This is a genomic window from Rhodococcus sp. W8901 (genome assembly GCF_013348805.1).
Taxonomy (GTDB): domain Bacteria; phylum Actinomycetota; class Actinomycetes; order Mycobacteriales; family Mycobacteriaceae; genus Prescottella.
The window spans coordinates 5698254-5713496 of the sequence record NZ_CP054690.1 but is presented as its reverse complement, the minus strand read 5'-3'; the positions used below and the strand labels follow the sequence as shown (position 1 = coordinate 5713496).

The 15243-nt window shown below is 67.4% G+C and carries 16 protein-coding genes and 1 pseudogene; 10 read left to right on the top strand and 7 right to left on the bottom strand.

Going from position 1 to position 15243, the window contains the following annotated elements; all coding sequences use genetic code 11:
- Positions 1-663: 663 nt before the first annotated feature.
- The 6 genes from rpmH (at position 664) to rsmG (HUN07_RS26575) (ending at position 4102) form a co-directional block, all read left to right on the top strand.
- Positions 664-807 carry a 50S ribosomal protein L34 gene (rpmH, locus tag HUN07_RS26600; RefSeq protein WP_005516618.1) on the top strand — a complete coding sequence of 48 codons (144 nt, stop codon included), beginning with the start codon at positions 664-666 and terminating at the stop codon, positions 805-807.
- A 27-nt stretch (positions 808-834) separates the two neighbouring features.
- On the top strand, positions 835-1212 hold the full coding sequence (gene rnpA, locus HUN07_RS26595; protein ID WP_114720273.1) for a ribonuclease P protein component: 378 nt from the start codon (positions 835-837) through the stop codon (positions 1210-1212).
- On the top strand, positions 1209-1550 hold the full coding sequence (gene yidD / locus HUN07_RS26590) for a membrane protein insertion efficiency factor YidD (RefSeq protein WP_174914263.1): 342 nt from the start codon (positions 1209-1211) through the stop codon (positions 1548-1550). The genes rnpA and yidD overlap by 4 nt, the downstream gene beginning before the upstream one ends.
- 75 nt (positions 1551-1625) lie before the next feature.
- On the top strand, positions 1626-2729 hold the full coding sequence (gene yidC / locus HUN07_RS26585; protein ID WP_174914261.1) for a membrane protein insertase YidC: 1104 nt from the start codon (positions 1626-1628) through the stop codon (positions 2727-2729).
- 20 nt (positions 2730-2749) lie between these two features.
- Positions 2750-3313, top strand: a complete 564-nt coding sequence (locus HUN07_RS26580) for a Jag family protein (protein ID WP_114720267.1) — start codon at positions 2750-2752, stop codon at positions 3311-3313.
- A gap of 102 nt (positions 3314-3415) precedes the next feature.
- A complete protein-coding gene (gene rsmG / locus HUN07_RS26575; protein WP_174914259.1) occupies positions 3416-4102 on the top strand; it encodes a 16S rRNA (guanine(527)-N(7))-methyltransferase RsmG in 687 nt (228 codons plus the stop codon).
- A 50-nt stretch (positions 4103-4152) separates the two neighbouring features.
- Here the strand turns inward: rsmG (HUN07_RS26575) and HUN07_RS26570 are convergent, their stop codons facing one another.
- Positions 4153-5079 (bottom strand): esterase/lipase family protein, encoded by a 927-nt coding sequence (locus HUN07_RS26570; RefSeq protein ID WP_174914257.1) that lies wholly within the window; start codon positions 5077-5079, stop codon positions 4153-4155.
- Between the two features lie 760 nt (positions 5080-5839).
- Between HUN07_RS26570 and rsmG (HUN07_RS26565) the strand changes: the two genes are divergently transcribed.
- From rsmG (HUN07_RS26565) to HUN07_RS26550, 4 genes are all read left to right on the top strand, one after another.
- Complete coding sequence (gene rsmG, locus HUN07_RS26565) at positions 5840-6520, top strand: 16S rRNA (guanine(527)-N(7))-methyltransferase RsmG (protein ID WP_174914256.1); 681 nt, start codon at positions 5840-5842, stop codon at positions 6518-6520.
- 70 nt (positions 6521-6590) lie between these two features.
- Positions 6591-7598 (top strand): ParA family protein, encoded by a 1008-nt coding sequence (locus tag HUN07_RS26560; protein ID WP_174914254.1) that lies wholly within the window; start codon positions 6591-6593, stop codon positions 7596-7598.
- A gap of 2 nt (positions 7599-7600) precedes the next feature.
- Positions 7601-8767, top strand: coding sequence for a ParB/RepB/Spo0J family partition protein (locus tag HUN07_RS26555; protein ID WP_174914252.1), 1167 nt, complete (start codon positions 7601-7603; stop codon positions 8765-8767).
- Positions 8768-8984: 217 nt separating this feature from the next.
- Positions 8985-9683, top strand: coding sequence for a GNAT family N-acetyltransferase (locus HUN07_RS26550; RefSeq protein ID WP_114720259.1), 699 nt, complete (start codon positions 8985-8987; stop codon positions 9681-9683).
- Positions 9684-9731: 48 nt separating this feature from the next.
- Here the strand turns inward: HUN07_RS26550 and HUN07_RS26545 are convergent, their stop codons facing one another.
- The 6 genes and pseudogenes from HUN07_RS26545 to HUN07_RS26520 form a co-directional block, all read right to left on the bottom strand.
- A complete protein-coding gene (locus HUN07_RS26545) occupies positions 9732-10934 on the bottom strand; it encodes an N-acetylmuramoyl-L-alanine amidase (RefSeq protein ID WP_174914250.1) in 1203 nt (400 codons plus the stop codon).
- Between the two features lie 168 nt (positions 10935-11102).
- Complete coding sequence (gene trxA / locus HUN07_RS26540) at positions 11103-11426, bottom strand: thioredoxin (RefSeq protein WP_114720255.1); 324 nt, start codon at positions 11424-11426, stop codon at positions 11103-11105.
- 68 nt (positions 11427-11494) lie between these two features.
- The gene (gene trxB / locus HUN07_RS26535; RefSeq protein WP_174914248.1) at positions 11495-12484 is read right to left on the bottom strand and encodes a thioredoxin-disulfide reductase; all 990 of its coding nucleotides are present in this window, start codon (positions 12482-12484) and stop codon (positions 11495-11497) included.
- A 216-nt stretch (positions 12485-12700) separates the two neighbouring features.
- The gene (locus HUN07_RS26530) at positions 12701-13294 is read right to left on the bottom strand and encodes a TetR/AcrR family transcriptional regulator (protein WP_174914246.1); all 594 of its coding nucleotides are present in this window, start codon (positions 13292-13294) and stop codon (positions 12701-12703) included.
- A gap of 27 nt (positions 13295-13321) precedes the next feature.
- Positions 13322-14020 (bottom strand): ABC transporter ATP-binding protein, encoded by a 699-nt coding sequence (locus HUN07_RS26525; RefSeq protein WP_397484504.1) that lies wholly within the window; start codon positions 14018-14020, stop codon positions 13322-13324.
- A gap of 32 nt (positions 14021-14052) precedes the next feature.
- Positions 14053-15166, bottom strand: a pseudogene (locus tag HUN07_RS26520) (ABC transporter permease).
- Positions 15167-15243 lie beyond the last annotated feature (77 nt).

Sequence of the window (15243 nt, the reverse complement as noted above, 5' to 3'; positions counted from 1 at the left end):
TGTGTGTCCTCCCCGTATGCGGGCCTGAACGGCCCGTCGCCGTGGTTGTCGGTTGAGCTCCCCCCGGTGAGGCTGGACCCCTTACTGGGCAACGAATATGCCACCCGAGCTGTGTTTCCACACAATTATCCACAGATGTGGACAACGCTCGAGTGCGGGGTTCGTCCACTCGGCATTCGGCGCGTACCGAATACTCGAGGCTGTCACCTGGTGGTATGCGCTCAGGCGGGGGAAGTGCCGGCACTGCCGGCGTCGACACGGGCCGCGCGTGGTGATGTTAGTTGCCTTACAGTCCCGATTCTCGAGCGTCGCAGGGGGAAGGCTGATTCGCAGCGGGCGAGATCCACGGTGCGACGCGAGCATCCGGGCTTCGGCTGTGCCATGCAGGGACGGTAACAATCGGTCGGTTCCTGCACGGCGATTCCACGCAATTGGCGCGTTCGGCCCCGCCGCGGATCCCGGTCGAGGATCTCTCGAGGTCTCGAGACCGATCCGGTTTGACCTTGCCTGTGGCGATCAGTACCCTCGAACAGTCACCCGATGGTGGAGGATGTGCGCTGGCCAGAGGTCGCGCCCCAGCGCTCTCGTGTGATCACCAGATTTTCCATTTGAAATGTTAGACCGACGCCGACCGGCGTCACCGAGCTTCGAGGAGTGTTGACCGTGGCCAAGGGCAAGCGGACGTTCCAGCCGAACAATCGCCGCCGCGCGCGCGTTCACGGCTTCCGTCTTCGTATGCGGACCCGTGCGGGTCGTGCAATCGTGTCGGCGCGTCGCCGTAAGGGCCGCGCCGAGCTCACCGCCTGATTTCGATACCGACTTCAGGAGCTCGGGGTGTTACCTGAGCCGTACCGCCTGCGTCGTCGCTCGGATTTCTCCGCGACGGTGCGTGGCGGACGTCGAATGGGTAGACGAGATCTGGTCGTCCACGCTCTCGAGCGTGGCTCGACCGACACCCTGGTGAGTATCGACGGTCCCCGTTTCGGGCTCGTCGTCAGCAAGGCTGTCGGGCCGGCGGTGATTCGACATCGAGTCGCCCGCCGGTTTCGTCATATCTGTGCCGGGTTGGTCGAGACCGTTCCCGTCGACACCGACGTTGTGATTCGCGCGTTGCCTGGTTCGGCGACCGCGACTTCCCGGGAACTCGACAAGCAGCTGCGGTCCGTGCTCCGAAAGATGGATCTGCTGGCTGACGAAGGTGATCCGGCATGAGTAGCGAACTCGATGAGGCGCGGACCGATTCCGGTCCGCGCTCTTCGTCGTTCGCGGGTACCCTCTGGACGACGCTGCGAAACTTTCCCGCGCGCGTCCTGATCTTCCTCATCGAGCTGTACCGAACCTATGTGTCCCCACTCCGCCTGCCGACCTGTCGGTTCACACCGACCTGCAGCGAGTACGCGGTCGACGCGCTACGCACCCACGGTGCGGTGAAGGGTTCGGCGCTCACTGTCGTGCGGATTGTGAAGTGCGCGCCCTGGCACCCTGGTGGGTGGGATCCCGTCCCGGAACGTCGAGGACGACACATCCACCACCATGCGAGCCAGGAATGATGCGCCGCGCTCGCCCGATACTTGCCCAACACCACGGTGTGGTGAACGTGGACGAACAGAGGAGTACTTAGAGCCGTGCTCGACATCATTTACTATCCGGTGTCCGGGATCCTGTGGGTCTGGCACAAGGTGTTCGGCGCCGTTCTCGGCGACGACAACGGCATCGCCTGGGCGCTGTCCGTCATGTTCCTGGTCTTCACGCTGCGCGCCATCCTCTACAAGCCGTTCGTGAAGCAGGTGCGCACCACGCGGCAGATGCAGGAGCTGCAGCCGCAGATCAAGGCGCTGCAGAAGAAGTACTCCAAGGACCGCCAGCGGATGGCCTTGGAGATGCAGAAGCTGCAGAAGGAACACGGCTTCAACCCCGTCATGGGCTGTCTGCCGGTGCTGCTGCAGGCGCCGGTGTTCATCGGCCTGTACCACGTCCTGCGCTCGTTCAACCGCACCGGTACCGGTACCGGCGGTCTCGGCATGTCGGTCGAGGAGAACGCCAACACCGCGAACTACTGGTTCAGCGCCACCGACGTCCAGTCGTTCCTGAGTGCCCGTCTGTTCGGTGCCCCGATTTCGTCCTACATCACGATGCCCAAGGAGACGCTCGAGTCGTTCGGCGCCTACGGCACCGTGCCGACCGTTGCGAACGTCGTTGCGGTCGCGGTTCCGCTGATGGTGATCGCGTCTCTCGCCACGCACTTCAACTCGCGTGCCTCGGTCGCGCGTCAGAGCGCCACCGCGGCGGCCAACCCGCAGTCGGCGATCATGAACAAGCTCGCGCTGTGGGTGTTCCCTCTAGGTGTTCTTGTATTCGGCGCCTTCCTCCCCATCGCGATCCTGCTCTACTGGGTGAGTAACAACGCGTGGACCTACGGTCAGCAGCACCTCGTCTTCCGCAAGATCGACGCGGAGGAGGACGCAAAGAAGCAGGCTGCGCTCGAGCGTCGTGCCGAGAACGCGCCCAAGCCGGGTGCACGTCCGTCGCTCGACAAGAAGAAGAAGGCCGCCCCGTCCTCCCCGGTCATCGACGCCGAGTCCACCGATGCGGAGACGTCGGAGACCGGAGAGTCGTCGGCTGACGAACGAACCGGATCGGGTGGTGGATCGACCGGGCAGCAGCGCCCCAAGCCGAAACCGCGGCCGGCAGCGAACCGCCCCAAGAGCAACAAGCGCAAGCGGCGCTGACCTCCAGAAAGAGAACGACCATGACCAGTGAGCAGGACACCGCCCGGGCCGGTGAGAACAGGGAGGGCACAGACGTGGTACTCGAGACGCAGAACGTGGACACGGACGCGGACACCGACACCGAGGACGAACTGATCGAGGAAGGCGAGATCGCCGGCGATTACCTCGAGCAGTTGCTCGACGTCCTGGACTTCGACGGCGACATCGATCTCGACGTCGAGGGCGACCGTGCGGTCGTGAGTATCGACGGCGGCGACGATCTGTCGAAGCTGGTCGGCCGCAAGGGCGAGGTGCTCGACGCCCTCCAGGAGCTGACCCGTCTCGCGGTCCAGCAGTCCACCGGTGTGCGTAGCCGCCTCATGCTCGACGTGGCCGGCTGGCGTGCCGGACGTCGCGCAGAGCTGAGCGAGCTCGGCAAGGCCGCGGCGGAGCGTGTTCTGGCCTCGGGCGAGCGCGAGGAACTCACCCCGATGACGCCGTTCGAGCGCAAGATCGTGCACGACGCCGTCGCCAAGGTCGACGGTGTGTCCAGCGAGAGCGAGGGCGCCGAGCCCAACCGTCGCGTGGTCGTGCTGAAGGACTGATCGCACCCGGCTGACGTCGGTGCAGAGGCCGAGGGGATCTCAGTCCCAGGACTGAGATCCCCTCGGCCTTTCTCTTGTTGTTGTGGTGGCGGGTTGGGGAGGATGTTTCACGTGGAACTGGTTGATGAGCAGTGGGATGTTGTCGGTGCGGTGGCTCGGGTGTTCGGTGAGCGGGCGTCGTTGGCGGAGGCGTATCACGCGTCGTTGGCGTCTGATGGTGTGGTGCGGGGGTTGATCGGTCCGCGGGAGGTGCCGCGGTTGTGGGTGCGGCATGTGCTCAATTGTGGGGTGTTGGGTGAGTTGGTGGGGGCGGGTGAGTCTGTGGTGGATGTGGGGTCGGGGGCGGGGTTGCCGGGGATTCCGTTGGCGATTGCGCGTCCGGATGTGCGGGTGACGTTGGTGGAGCCGTTGTTGCGTCGGTCGGTGTACTTGCAGGAGTTCGTGGATTCGGTGGGGCTGTCGAACGTCACCGTGGTCCGGGGGCGTGCGGAACAGACGGGCGTGGTGAAAGAGGTCGGCGGCGCCGATGTGGTGACGTCGCGTGCGGTGGCGCCGTTGGAGCGGTTGGCGCGGTGGTCGCTTCCGTTGGTGCGTGTGGGTGGGAGGATGCTGGCGTTGAAGGGTTCGAGTGCGGCGGAGGAGATTTCCCGCGACCGTGCCGTGCTGGCGCGGCTGGGTGCTGGCAAGCTGGAGGTCGCCGAGTGCGGCGGCGACGTGTTGCCGGTGCCGACGATCGTGGTGAGCGCGGAACGAGTCGCGCACCATCGGCATCGCGGTCACCGCAACTGACACCGGACCCCTCCCCTCCCCCACCGAGGGATGGTGCGGGACGGTTCCGATCAGCCGCCGACGAACGGCGCGACGAACACGCACGGCACCGGCCGCGGATGCGCCGGATCCAGCGCATTGAGCACGTGGCCGGCCGCGACGCGGGATGCCGCGAGCGCCAGGTGGTCCGAGAAGTCCGACGGGCAGCCGTCCTGCACCACGATGTTGGTCGCGTTCGGTGCCTCCACATAGCCGCTCGTGTACGGCAGGATCAGTTCGTCGTAGCGGGTCATGATGTTGGTGTAGGTCACCCCCGGCGCATACAGGCCACCGGCGTGCAGTTTCGCGATGAACTGCGATGCAGGCAGGAACTGGAGACACGCCTGGCAAAATGGCAGCACTCCACGGGCGTCGTCGGTGCCGAGACCGAGAATCGTTGCGCCACCGTCCGGTCCGGTGAGTGCACTGCCGTTCCAAGCCGGACCGAGTGAGACGTACTTGTCGACCTTGGCTGCGCCGCCGAGGTACTTGACGAAGTAGTTGGGCACGACCGATCCCTGCGAGATACCCAGGATGTCCACACGTGCCGCGCCGGTCGCCGCGAGCACCTCGTCCACGAAGTCACCGATCTGGGCCGCGCTGTCCTCCGCGCGCGCCATGCCCCCGATCGCGCTGACCGGATAGGGCTGATCGGCGTAGTTGCCGAATGTCAGCGCGAAGACGCAGTAGCCCTCGTTGGCGAGCAGCGGCGCGAACGTGGTCCACATGTTGAGTCGATTGGCTCCGGTGCCGTGCACGAGCACCACGGGGTTCGGGTGTTCCGGGGTCGGCCGGCAGGACCAGTCGTTGGATCCGGCGGCCGAGCCGCCGGGGTTGGTGAACTCGTCCTGGACGAAGAGGTTGTACGGCACCGGGAACGGCTCGGCGCCGGCCGGTCCCGTCGACAGAGCCGAGCCGATGGCAAGTACCGCCGCTACGACCGTGGCCCGCCACCCCATGCGGATTCTCTTACCGATTACCATCCCGCCCCCCTGATCGCGTCCCTGTGCCGGAACGCTACGCGAGCGAGGCGGTGAGCGTCACGAAAGCCGCGATTCCGGGTTGTTCAGGTGAATCATACTGCGCGGCAACAGAAGAGCCGATCTGTCGGATATGGGCGACAGTGCTGGCGTGAGCCCCCACCCGGTCATGCCGGCTCATTTCGTCACTGTGACAGCAGGTTCGGGGTTCGGCGGATCTCGGGGCTTCGAATCCGATCCGCGCGGCGCCCCTCACGGGTGCGCGGAGGTCGATCGGTGTGGTGACCGCGGAGCGCGCGGCTCAGCTCTCGGTTATCCCGCTCCCGTCGGGGCGTGCGGACTGGTCACGGTGGCGATGTTTCACGTGAATCATCCGGGCGTCGATCGCAGGGCTCTCGCAGGAGGCGACCCGATGCGTCACCAGGTCGCTGGGGGCCGTGCGCCGTCCGCGACCGAAGTGATGTCGTGCCACCAGGCTGGGCCGCCTGCACGTCGGGCCCGGATCATCGTCGAGGGGGCGGGTGTCGCCGGGCCGGCTTCGCGGTGTTCCACGTGAAACGGCGGCGCGGCACTGTTCCACGTGGAACAGTGCCGCCGTCCATGCGGTCGAGTCAGGGAACTGGGCTGGCAGGCGTCGAGCATCCGGCGCGGGCGACGTGTCCGCCCCCCTCCCCCACCTTCGGTCGTGGTGTCGAGAACTGGTGCCAGAGTTTGTTGTTGTGGTGGTGGGTTGGGGAGGATGTTTCACGTGGAACTGGTTGATGAGCAGTGGGATGTTGTCGGTGCGGTGGCTCGGGTGTTCGGTGAGCGGGCGTCGTTGGCGGAGGCGTATCACGCGTCGTTGGCGTCGGATGGTGTGGTGCGGGGGTTGATCGGTCCGCGTGAGGTGCCGCGGTTGTGGGTGCGGCATGTGCTCAATTGTGGGGTGTTGGGTGAGTTGGTGGGGGCGAACGAGTCGGTGGTCGATGTGGGGTCGGGTGCGGGTTTGCCGGGTATTCCGTTGGCGATTGCGCGGCCGGATGTGCGGGTGACGTTGGTGGAGCCGTTGTTGCGTCGGTCGGTGTATTTGCAGGAGTTCGTGGATTCGGTGGGGCTGTCGAACGTCACCGTGGTCCGGGGGCGCGCCGAGCAGGCGGGGGTGGTGAAGGAGGTCGGCGGCGCCGATGTGGTGACGTCGCGGGCGGTGGCGCCGTTGGAGAAGTTGGCGCGGTGGTCGTTGCCGTTGGTGCGGGTCGGTGGCCGGATGCTGGCGTTGAAGGGTTCGAGTGCGGCGGAGGAGATTTCCCGGGATCGCGCTTCCCTTGGTCGGTTGGGTGCTGGCAAGCTGGAGGTCGTCGAGTGTGGTGTCGATGTGTTGCCGGTGCCGACGATCGTGGTGAGCGCGGAACGAGTCGCGCAACACGGTCGCCGGCACCGCTGAGTTACCGGCATTCGAGAGCTCGAGGGTTGAGAATTGCGTCATGAGTGGTCATCAAGTGAAGGAGCAGTAGATGTCGGCTGGACCTGAATCCGCCGTTTCACGGGAAACGGTTTCACGTGAAACTGCGGCCCCGCCCGAATCGACCGGCGGCAGTCGAGACCAGAGCCTCGCCCACTCCCCCTACGCCGGTATCTCCCTCGCGGACACGCCGATCGGCGCCGCCGCGCAGCGTGCGAGTCAGGTGCTCCATCCCGGTTCGGTGACTCTGCCGAAGCCGTCGCATCGTCGGGTGTTCACGATCGCCAACCAGAAGGGTGGCGTCGGCAAGACCACCTCCACGGTGAATCTGGCGTCGGCGCTGGCGATCCAGGGGCTCACCGTCCTCGTCGTCGATCTCGATCCGCAGGGCAACGCGAGCACCGCGCTGGGTGTCCCCCACACGTCGGGGACGCCGTCGAGCTACGAACTGCTCCTCGGTGAGGTGACCGCGAAGGAAGCGATCCAGCAGAGCCCCCACAACGAACGCCTCTACTGCATCCCCGCGACGATCGACCTGGCCGGCGCGGAGATCGAACTCGTCTCGATGGTGGCGCGCGAGAACCGCCTCAAGAACGCGCTGTCGGAGAAGGCGCTCGCCGACATCGACGTCGACTTCATCCTCATCGACTGCCCGCCGTCGCTGGGCCTGCTGACGGTCAACGCGATGGTCGCCGCGAAGGAGGTGCTGATCCCGATCCAGTGCGAGTACTACGCGCTCGAGGGCGTCGGGCAGTTGCTCCGCAACATCGAACTGGTCCAGGCGCACCTCAATCCGGAACTGCACGTCTCGACCGTGCTGCTGACGATGTACGACGCCCGCACCAAGCTGGCCGACCAGGTGGCCGAGGAGGTGCGCAAGCACTTCGGCGACGCGGTGCTGCGTGCGATCATCCCCCGCAGTGTGAAGGTGTCCGAGGCTCCCGGTTACGGGATGACGGTCCTCGACTACGACCCCGGATCGAGGGGGGCGATGAGCTATCTCGACGCCGGCCGAGAACTCGCGGCACGCGGGATGACCACCACGACGCAGGAGCAGTAGAGATGGCGCAGACACGTAAGGGCGGGCTCGGCCGCGGGCTGGCGGCGCTGATCCCGACGGGACCGGCCAACGGTGGACCGGGACTGGGGAACGCGGCCGCGGACGTCATCATCGGGACGTCGGCGCCGGCCGCCGGTGTCGCCACCAAGGATCCCGTGGATCCCCCGGCGGACGCAGCGGAGTCGGGGGCCACCGCGGCCGCGCCGAAGGCCGCCAAGAAGACCGCAGCGAAGGCCACGGCGAAGGCCCCGGCCAAGACCCCGGCGAAGCCGGCCGCGGCCGCGAAGGCCGCGGATGTCGTCGCGAGCGCCCCGACTCCGGCACCCGCGGTCCGCACCGACGAGGAGCCCCTCTCCCCCGCCGGTGCGGTGTACCACGAGATCCCGCCGCACCTGATCGAGCCGAACCCCAAGCAGCCCCGCCACGTCTTCGACGAGGAGGCGCTGAACGAACTGGTGCACTCGATCCGCGAGTTCGGACTGATGCAGCCGATCGTCGTCCGGCGGATCGGCCCCGAGCAGTACCAGCTCGTCATGGGCGAGCGCCGCTGGCGGGCGAGCCAGATCGCCGGCCTCGAGACGATCCCCGCGATCGTCCGCGAGACCACGGACGAAACGCTGCTGCGCGATGCCCTCCTGGAGAACATCCATCGGGTGCAGCTCAACCCGCTCGAAGAGGCGGCCGCGTATCAGCAGTTGCTCGAGGAGTTCGAGGTCACCCACGAGGAGTTGGCGGCACGGATCGGACGCTCGCGTCCGGTCGTGACGAACATGATCCGACTCCTCAAGCTCCCGATCCCGGTGCAGCGCCGCGTCGCGGCAGGTGTGCTGTCCGCGGGCCACGCCCGTGCGCTGCTGTCCCTCGAGGCGGGAGCGGACGCGCAGGAGGTGCTCGCGGCCCGCATCGTGGCCGAGGGCATGTCGGTGCGGGCAACGGAGGAAGCGGTCATGCTCGCGAATCGCGAGGGCCCCTCCCCTACCCCACCGGTGAAGCGGAAGCCGATCCAGATGCCGGGTCTGCAGGACGTCGCCGAGCGGCTGTCGAGTTCGTTCGACACTCGCGTCACGGTGAGTCTCGGCAAGCGGAAGGGCAAGATCGTCGTCGAGTTCGGTTCGGTCGACGATCTGGAGCGCATCGTGGGCATGATGGAGAAGCAGAGCGGTAACTGATCGCGTTTCACCGGCTCCGGGAACCGTCGACCATAACGTCACTGTGACGTTATGGTCGACGAGTCTCACGCTGCGGGGTCACGGGTCTCCGAAAGAGTCTGCTCCACAGGCTGATTCATGAGCCGGACATCGTCGCCGGGCCGCCGACGGAACTATCCCCTATTCTGGAGGGGATAGTTCCGTCGAGGAGGGGCGAGCATGGAGGCTGGCTTACACAGTGTCGACTAGCGTCACGTCACTCACACTGGACGGACTCGACAAGCTGTCCTCGCACGCGCGGCGATGCGTCTTCTGGGAAATGGATCCCGCCGCGGTTCGCAGCTCCCGAGAGTTCAGTGGTTTCCACGACCCCGAGTTCGAGAAGGAAGCATGGCTGTCGATGGTCATGCTCGAGTGGGGTTCGTGCGGCCAGGTCGCCCTCGTCGACGACAAACCGGCCGGCTGCGCCCTGTACGCCCCACCGAACATGGTGCCCCGGGCCGACCTTTTCCCCACCTCGCCGGTGAGCGCCGACGCGATCCTGCTGACCACGATGCGGCTGGAACCGACCGGTGACGAGTTCGAGTTGGGGTCGACGCTCATCCAGGCAGCCGTCGGCGATCTGGTCCGTCGCGGTGTCCGCGCGCTCGAAGCCTTCGGGATCCGACCCGACCTCGACTCCTCCCCCAGTGACGTCCCCACCGCGACCGCGGCCCGCGAGTGTTCGCCCCAGGAATGCATGATCAGCGCCGACTTCCTGACGGACGTCGGATTCGAGGTGGTCGCACCCCATCACCGGTTCCCGCGGTTGCGGCTCGAGCTCGATCGGGACCACCTGTGGAAGGCGGACGTCGAGGCGGCCCTGGAGCGGCTCCTGGAGGTCGCGGCCCTGTCACTGGTCGATATCGGCGAACGAAGCCCTGTGGGGGCCCACTAGGGCCCATTCCGGGTGGTTCCGGCAACGCCGAGTGGCGCCGTGGAACCGCTACCGGGCCCGCTCCACGCCGGACAGTTCCTCGGCGAGCAGTTCGGCGAACGTGAACGTCCCGGTCGGCGCGTCGTCCTGCCCGAGCAGGTACAGCCGCTTGACGGCGACGAGGATCGCCTCGGCGATGGTGTCGCGGTAACGCGGGTTCGTCAGCACCGAAACATCGGAATCATTTGTGAGATATCCGATGTCGACCTGAACGGTAGGCATCTTGGTGAGCCGCAACAGATCCCAGGTGCGTCCGTGAGTTCTGCAGTCCTGCATAGGTGTTCGAGCCACGACCTCGCGCTGGATGAAGCCGGTGAGGATCTGGCCGATCATCGAGGTGGAGCCGTGCGAGTTGCCGAAGTGGAAGCTGGCCACACCGCCCGCGGACGGGCTGGTGTGGCTGTCGCACCGCAGCGCGATCATCAGGTCGGCGTCGAAGCCGTTGGACGTCTCGGCGCGCTGCGCCTCGCTGGGGTTGGCGTGCGGCGGGCGGGACAGGAACGTCTCCATCCCGGTCGCCGCCATGCGACCCTCGAGCCGGCTCGCGAGATCCCACAGGATCTCGGCCTCGCTCATCGGGCCGTGCGGGGTCGAGACGATCAGACCGGTGTCGGCGCCGCCCAGACCGGGATCGATGACGATCCGCTTGCCGCTGAGCTGCGGGCCGGACCGGCGGACCAGCTCCTCCTCGCTGATCGCGTGCGGCGAACCGCCGGAGACCCGGGTGCCGAGCAGTTCCAGCGACCGCAGGGTCGCGGGGCCGCAGATGCCGTCGGCGGCGATGCCGATCTCTCGCTGGAACGAGCTGAGCGCCTCGTGCGTCTGCGGGCCGAAGTAGCCGTCCACCCGCCCGACGTAGAAGCCGAGGTCCTGCAGACGGGTCTGCAGGGCGGCGACGTCGTCGCCGTACAGCGGCGCGGACAGCTGATAGATGAGGGTGCGGGCGCCGAGGCGGTACGACGCCTCCTTGAGCGAGCGGTACGTCGCGGGACCGACGATCCCGTCGACCAACAGGCCACGCTGCTGCTGGAAGGCTCTGACGGCGGAATCGAGGTGGTGATCGAACACGGCGTCCGGGGCCACCCAGTGCGAGCCGTTGACGGCCTCACGCTGCGTCTCCGCTACCCCGTTGTGGAGGAAGCCCAGGCCGGTCAAGGTACCCCGAATCTCGGCGACGGCGGGGCCGTGATCGCCGTGACGGAGTAGCTGCATGCTCGCGGGCCTTTCGTTGCGGACGTCGATCGATTCTCTCAGACCGCCCCCGGATTTCAGCAATCCAGTAGGCCACAGTGTGACAAGGCTGTAGCGCCAGTCGGGTCACACTGTGGCCTGTCCGGTGACACATTCGGTGCCTACCGGGCGGAGCGGAACGGATTCAGGTCAGAGGACGTCGGCGAGATCCTTGAGGAGGGCCGCCTTGCCCTTGGCGCCGACGATGGTCTTGATGGGCTTGCCGCCCTGGAACAGGATCATCGTGGGGATCGACATGACCTGGAAGTCGCGGGCCGCGCCCGGGTTCTGGTCGATGTCGAGCTTGGCGACGGTGAGCTTGTCGCCGTGCTCACCGGCGATCTCCTCGAGCACGGGGGCGACCATCTTGCACGGGCCGCACCAGGTGGCCCAGAAGTCGACGAGCACGGGCTTGTCGGAGTCCAGAACCTCCTGCTTGAACGAGTCGTCGTTGATCGTGATGGTGTTCGACACGGGATCCTCCTGGGACCTGGAAGTGCGCGGATCGGGACAGTGCTCGGATCGGGTGGTGCGGGACCGACTCAGGCGTCGACGGCGACGGGCTCGCCCGCGGCGGCGAGGGTATTGCCGGTGATGTCGCCCTGGTCGGCCAGCCAGCGCTCGGCGTCGATCGCGGCGGCGCAGCCGGTGCCGGCGGCGGTGATCGCCTGACGGTAGGTGTGGTCCACCAGGTCGCCGGCGGCGAAGACGCCCTCGGTCGAGGTCGCGGTGGTCGGCGACTGCACCTTGACGTAGCCGGCGTCGTCGAGCTGCACCTGGCCCTTGACGAGCTCGCTGCGCGGGTCGTGACCGATCGCGACGAACATGCCGGTCACATCGAGCGTGGACTGCTCGCCGGTGACGGTGTCGCGCACGACCAGGCCGGTGACGCTGTTCTCGCCGAGGACCTCGACCGGCTCGGCGCCTGTGACGAAGCGGATCTTCTCGTTCGCCTTGGCGCGCTCGAGCATGATGCGGGACGCGCGGAACTCCTCGCGGCGGTGCACGAGGGTGACGCTGCGGGCGAACTTGGTGAGGAAGGTGGCCTCCTCCATCGCGGAGTCGCCGCCGCCGACCACGACGATGTCCTGGTCGCGGAAGAAGAAGCCGTCGCAGGTGGCGCAGGCGCTGACGCCGCGGCCGAGGAGGCGTTCCTCGCCGGGGATGCCCAGGTAGCGGGCGGCGGCGCCCATCGCGAGGATGACGGCGCGCGCGTAGTACGTCTCGCCGCCCACGACGACCTTCTTGACCGGGCCGTCGAGCTCGAGTTCCTCGACGTCCTCGGTGCGGATGTCCGCACCGAAGCGCTTGGCCTGCTCGCGCATCTCGTCCATCAGGTCCGGGCCCATGATGCCCTCGCGGAAGCCGGGGAAGTTCTCCACCTCGGTGGTGGTCATCAGCGAGCCGCCGAACTGGGTGCCCTCGAAGAGCAGGGGCTCGAGCTCCGCACGGGCGGCGTAGACGCCGGCCGTGTATCCGGCGGGTCCGGAGCCGACGATGATGAGGTCACGGACCGTGGTCGGAGTAGTCATGCGGGCCTTTCCTGTTCCTGTGATGCAGTCGTGCGATGCGGTGGTTCACTGCTGCTCGCGCGATTCCGCCGGTGGCGGCGCAGCTCGCGGAGTCGGTCAGGTCAACAACAGATTAATGGGTGTTGTTCCCCGCGTCCGTGAGCCGCACGGCACCGGCGCTGTCGAACGTTTCACGTGGAACCGGACGTGTGGAACGAGTCATAGTTCCCCCCACCGTCACTCCGGCCGGCCGGCGAGGTCGGTGACGAACGGGCGGATCAGGGCCGCGGTGGTGCGTCGGACATGATCGACGTCCTCGCCCCGCTCCACCTGGCGGGTCGCGGCGTGCAGCACGGCGTTGACGAGTTCGGACGTCGCCGCCACGTCCGGCACCCCGAGTTCGGCGAGCGCGTCGGACAGCGGAGTGACGAGGTCCGCGTGCATCGCGCGGCTCTTGGCGTCGAGTTCGGGACCCGGTGCGATCTGCGCCAGCGCCGTGGCGATGGCGTGCTCCCCCTCGGCCACCAGCTTCAGGTTCGCGTCGACGTAGGCCAGCACCCGCTGATCGGGGCCGCCGGCGTCGGACATCTCGGCGGTGACCCGGGCCGACCACCGGGGAAAGGAGTCCTCGATGAGCGCCTCGAGCAGGTGCTGCCGGGACCGGAAGTACTGGTACATGCTCGAGCGCGCGAGTCCGGCGCGGGCCGCGACCTCGCCGAACGGGGGGATCTCCGTGGCGCCTTCGGCGAGGACCTCCCGAGCGGCGTCGAGGAGGGCACGCTGTTGCGCGGCTCGATGCTCACCGACAGTCGGTGCACTGATCCGCGGCACGCGCCCTCCTCTTCGCACTCGTCTCGGTTACCGGGGTTCGAGTCGCCCGTCCGTCATCTCGACCACGCGGTCGCAATAGTCGAGAACATCGTAGTCGTGGGTCACCATGACGGTCCCTACGCGCGACTCCCGGGTCTCACGCGCCAGCAGTTGCACGATCTCGTGGCTGCGGGCCCGGTCGAGGGCGGCGGTCGGCTCGTCGACCAGCAGCAGCGACGGCGACGACACCAGGGCGCGGGCGATGCCGACGCGCTGACGTTCACCGCCCGAGAGCTGGTCGGGGCGTCGGTCGACCTTGTGACCCAGACCCACCTGCTCGAGCAGCGCGATCGGGTCGCGGAACGTGCGGCCCTTGCTGTTGCCGAGATGCGACACCAGCCGCAACTGGTCGGCGGCGGTGAGCGACGGGATGAGGTTGCCGCTCTGGAACACGAACCCGATGTGCGCCCGCCGGAACTTCGCCGCCTCGGCGCGCTTCATATCGAGCAGGTTGCGGCCGCCCACGTGGACGGTGCCCGAGTCCGGTGTGGTGAGCGCCCCCGCCACCGCGAGGAGGCTCGACTTGCCCGAGCCCGACGGGCCGACGACGGCGACCATCTCGCCCGGCCGGACGGTCAGGCTCACCTTGTCGAGTGCGGTCACGGTCTGCTCGCCGTCACCGAGACGCAGATTGGCGTCGACGATGTCGAGGGCGGCGGTCTCGATTGCGGTTTCGGTCGTGCTCACGGTGTTCTCCTGTGCGCTGCTTCGCCGGGCGCTCATCGCTGGCCTCCCAGCGCGTTCAACGGGTTGACCGAGGCGATGCGGATGATCGCGATCGCGGCGCCGACCAGTCCGAGGACCGTCAGCAGGACCGCGGCGACCGCGACGGCCGCCGGTTCGAGCAGGAACGGCACTCCCCCGCCGATCAGCGAGCCGAAGCCGTAGCCGACCGCCGCGCCCACTGCGACGGAGCCGAGCAGCAGGATGAACGCCTGCGCCAGGCCGTCGCGCAGCAGGTATCCGGTGGAGGCGCCCATCGCGCGCATCACCGCGATCTCGTGCTTGCGCTGGATCGTCCACACCGTGAAGAACGCGCCGACGACGAGCGCGGAGATGGCGTAGAGGAACACCTTGATGAGGTCCAGGGTCATGGTTTCGGCGCTGAAGCCCGGTGACGACGCGAACGAATCCTCGAGCGCGACGGTGGACGTCGCCCGCGGCGTAGTCGAGCGTGGCGCCGGGCTGTGCCTGCAACGCGACGGCGGTGGACTCGGTCATCGCCTGCGCGGGCACGGGCTCGCCGGGACGGACGCCGGAGTGCAACTCGCGCCACGTGTCGATCGGCAGGTAGGCGACGTCGACATGGCCGAACGTCTGCTTGCCGTCGGTGACGCCGACGATCTTCAGTTCGGTGCCGAGACGATCGATCGTGATGGTGTCACCGAGGTCGACGCCGGCGTCGAGGGCGCTCTTGCTGATGACGATGCCGTTCGGCTCGCCCAGTCCGGCGCCTCGAGCGGCGGACGGGGCGAGGAACGAGTCGGCCGGGACGCCGAAGAGCGCGAAATCGACCGGCACGTCCTTGTCGTTGTGGGCGTTGACGAGCATGTTGCCGAACGGCTGGGCCTCGGCGACGCCGGGCTGTGCGCGCCACGCGTCGACCTGCTCGTCGGTGACGACGCTGCGCGAGAACGCGGAGTCGGTCTTGGTGCCTTCGTTGAATGCGAACCCGTCGACCGGCATGGCCTTCAGGCCCGAGACGCCGTCCTCGACGAGGCCGGAGGACAGCCCGGACAGCAGCACCATCAGCACCGAGATGAGGGCGATGACACCGCCCATCAGGCCGAATCTGGATCGCGCGAACCGTAGCTCCCGCAGGGCGAGGAACATCTGTGAACTCCTGGTCGGTGTGATCTGTCGATGTAGCCGACGCGGGAACTCCAATCTTCCCGACGGCCTGTCGGTAA

What these genes read in the sequence shown, in the direction of transcription:
- yidD (WP_174914263.1), top strand. Translation starts at nt 1,209, where the DNA reads ATGAGTAGCGAACTCGATGAGGCGCGGACCGATTCCGGTCCGCGCTCT.
- HUN07_RS26580 (WP_114720267.1), top strand. Translation starts at nt 2,750, where the DNA reads ATGACCAGTGAGCAGGACACCGCCCGGGCCGGTGAGAACAGGGAGGGC.
- rsmG (WP_174914259.1), top strand. Translation starts at nt 3,416, where the DNA reads ATGTTTCACGTGGAACTGGTTGATGAGCAGTGGGATGTTGTCGGTGCG.
- HUN07_RS26570 (WP_174914257.1), bottom strand. Translation starts at nt 5,079, where the DNA reads ATGGGGTGGCGGGCCACGGTCGTAGCGGCGGTACTTGCCATCGGCTCG.
- rsmG (WP_174914256.1), top strand. Translation starts at nt 5,840, where the DNA reads ATGTTTCACGTGGAACTGGTTGATGAGCAGTGGGATGTTGTCGGTGCG.
- HUN07_RS26560 (WP_174914254.1), top strand. Translation starts at nt 6,591, where the DNA reads ATGTCGGCTGGACCTGAATCCGCCGTTTCACGGGAAACGGTTTCACGT.
- HUN07_RS26555 (WP_174914252.1), top strand. Translation starts at nt 7,601, where the DNA reads ATGGCGCAGACACGTAAGGGCGGGCTCGGCCGCGGGCTGGCGGCGCTG.
- HUN07_RS26545 (WP_174914250.1), bottom strand. Translation starts at nt 10,934, where the DNA reads ATGCAGCTACTCCGTCACGGCGATCACGGCCCCGCCGTCGCCGAGATT.
- trxB (WP_174914248.1), bottom strand. Translation starts at nt 12,484, where the DNA reads ATGACTACTCCGACCACGGTCCGTGACCTCATCATCGTCGGCTCCGGA.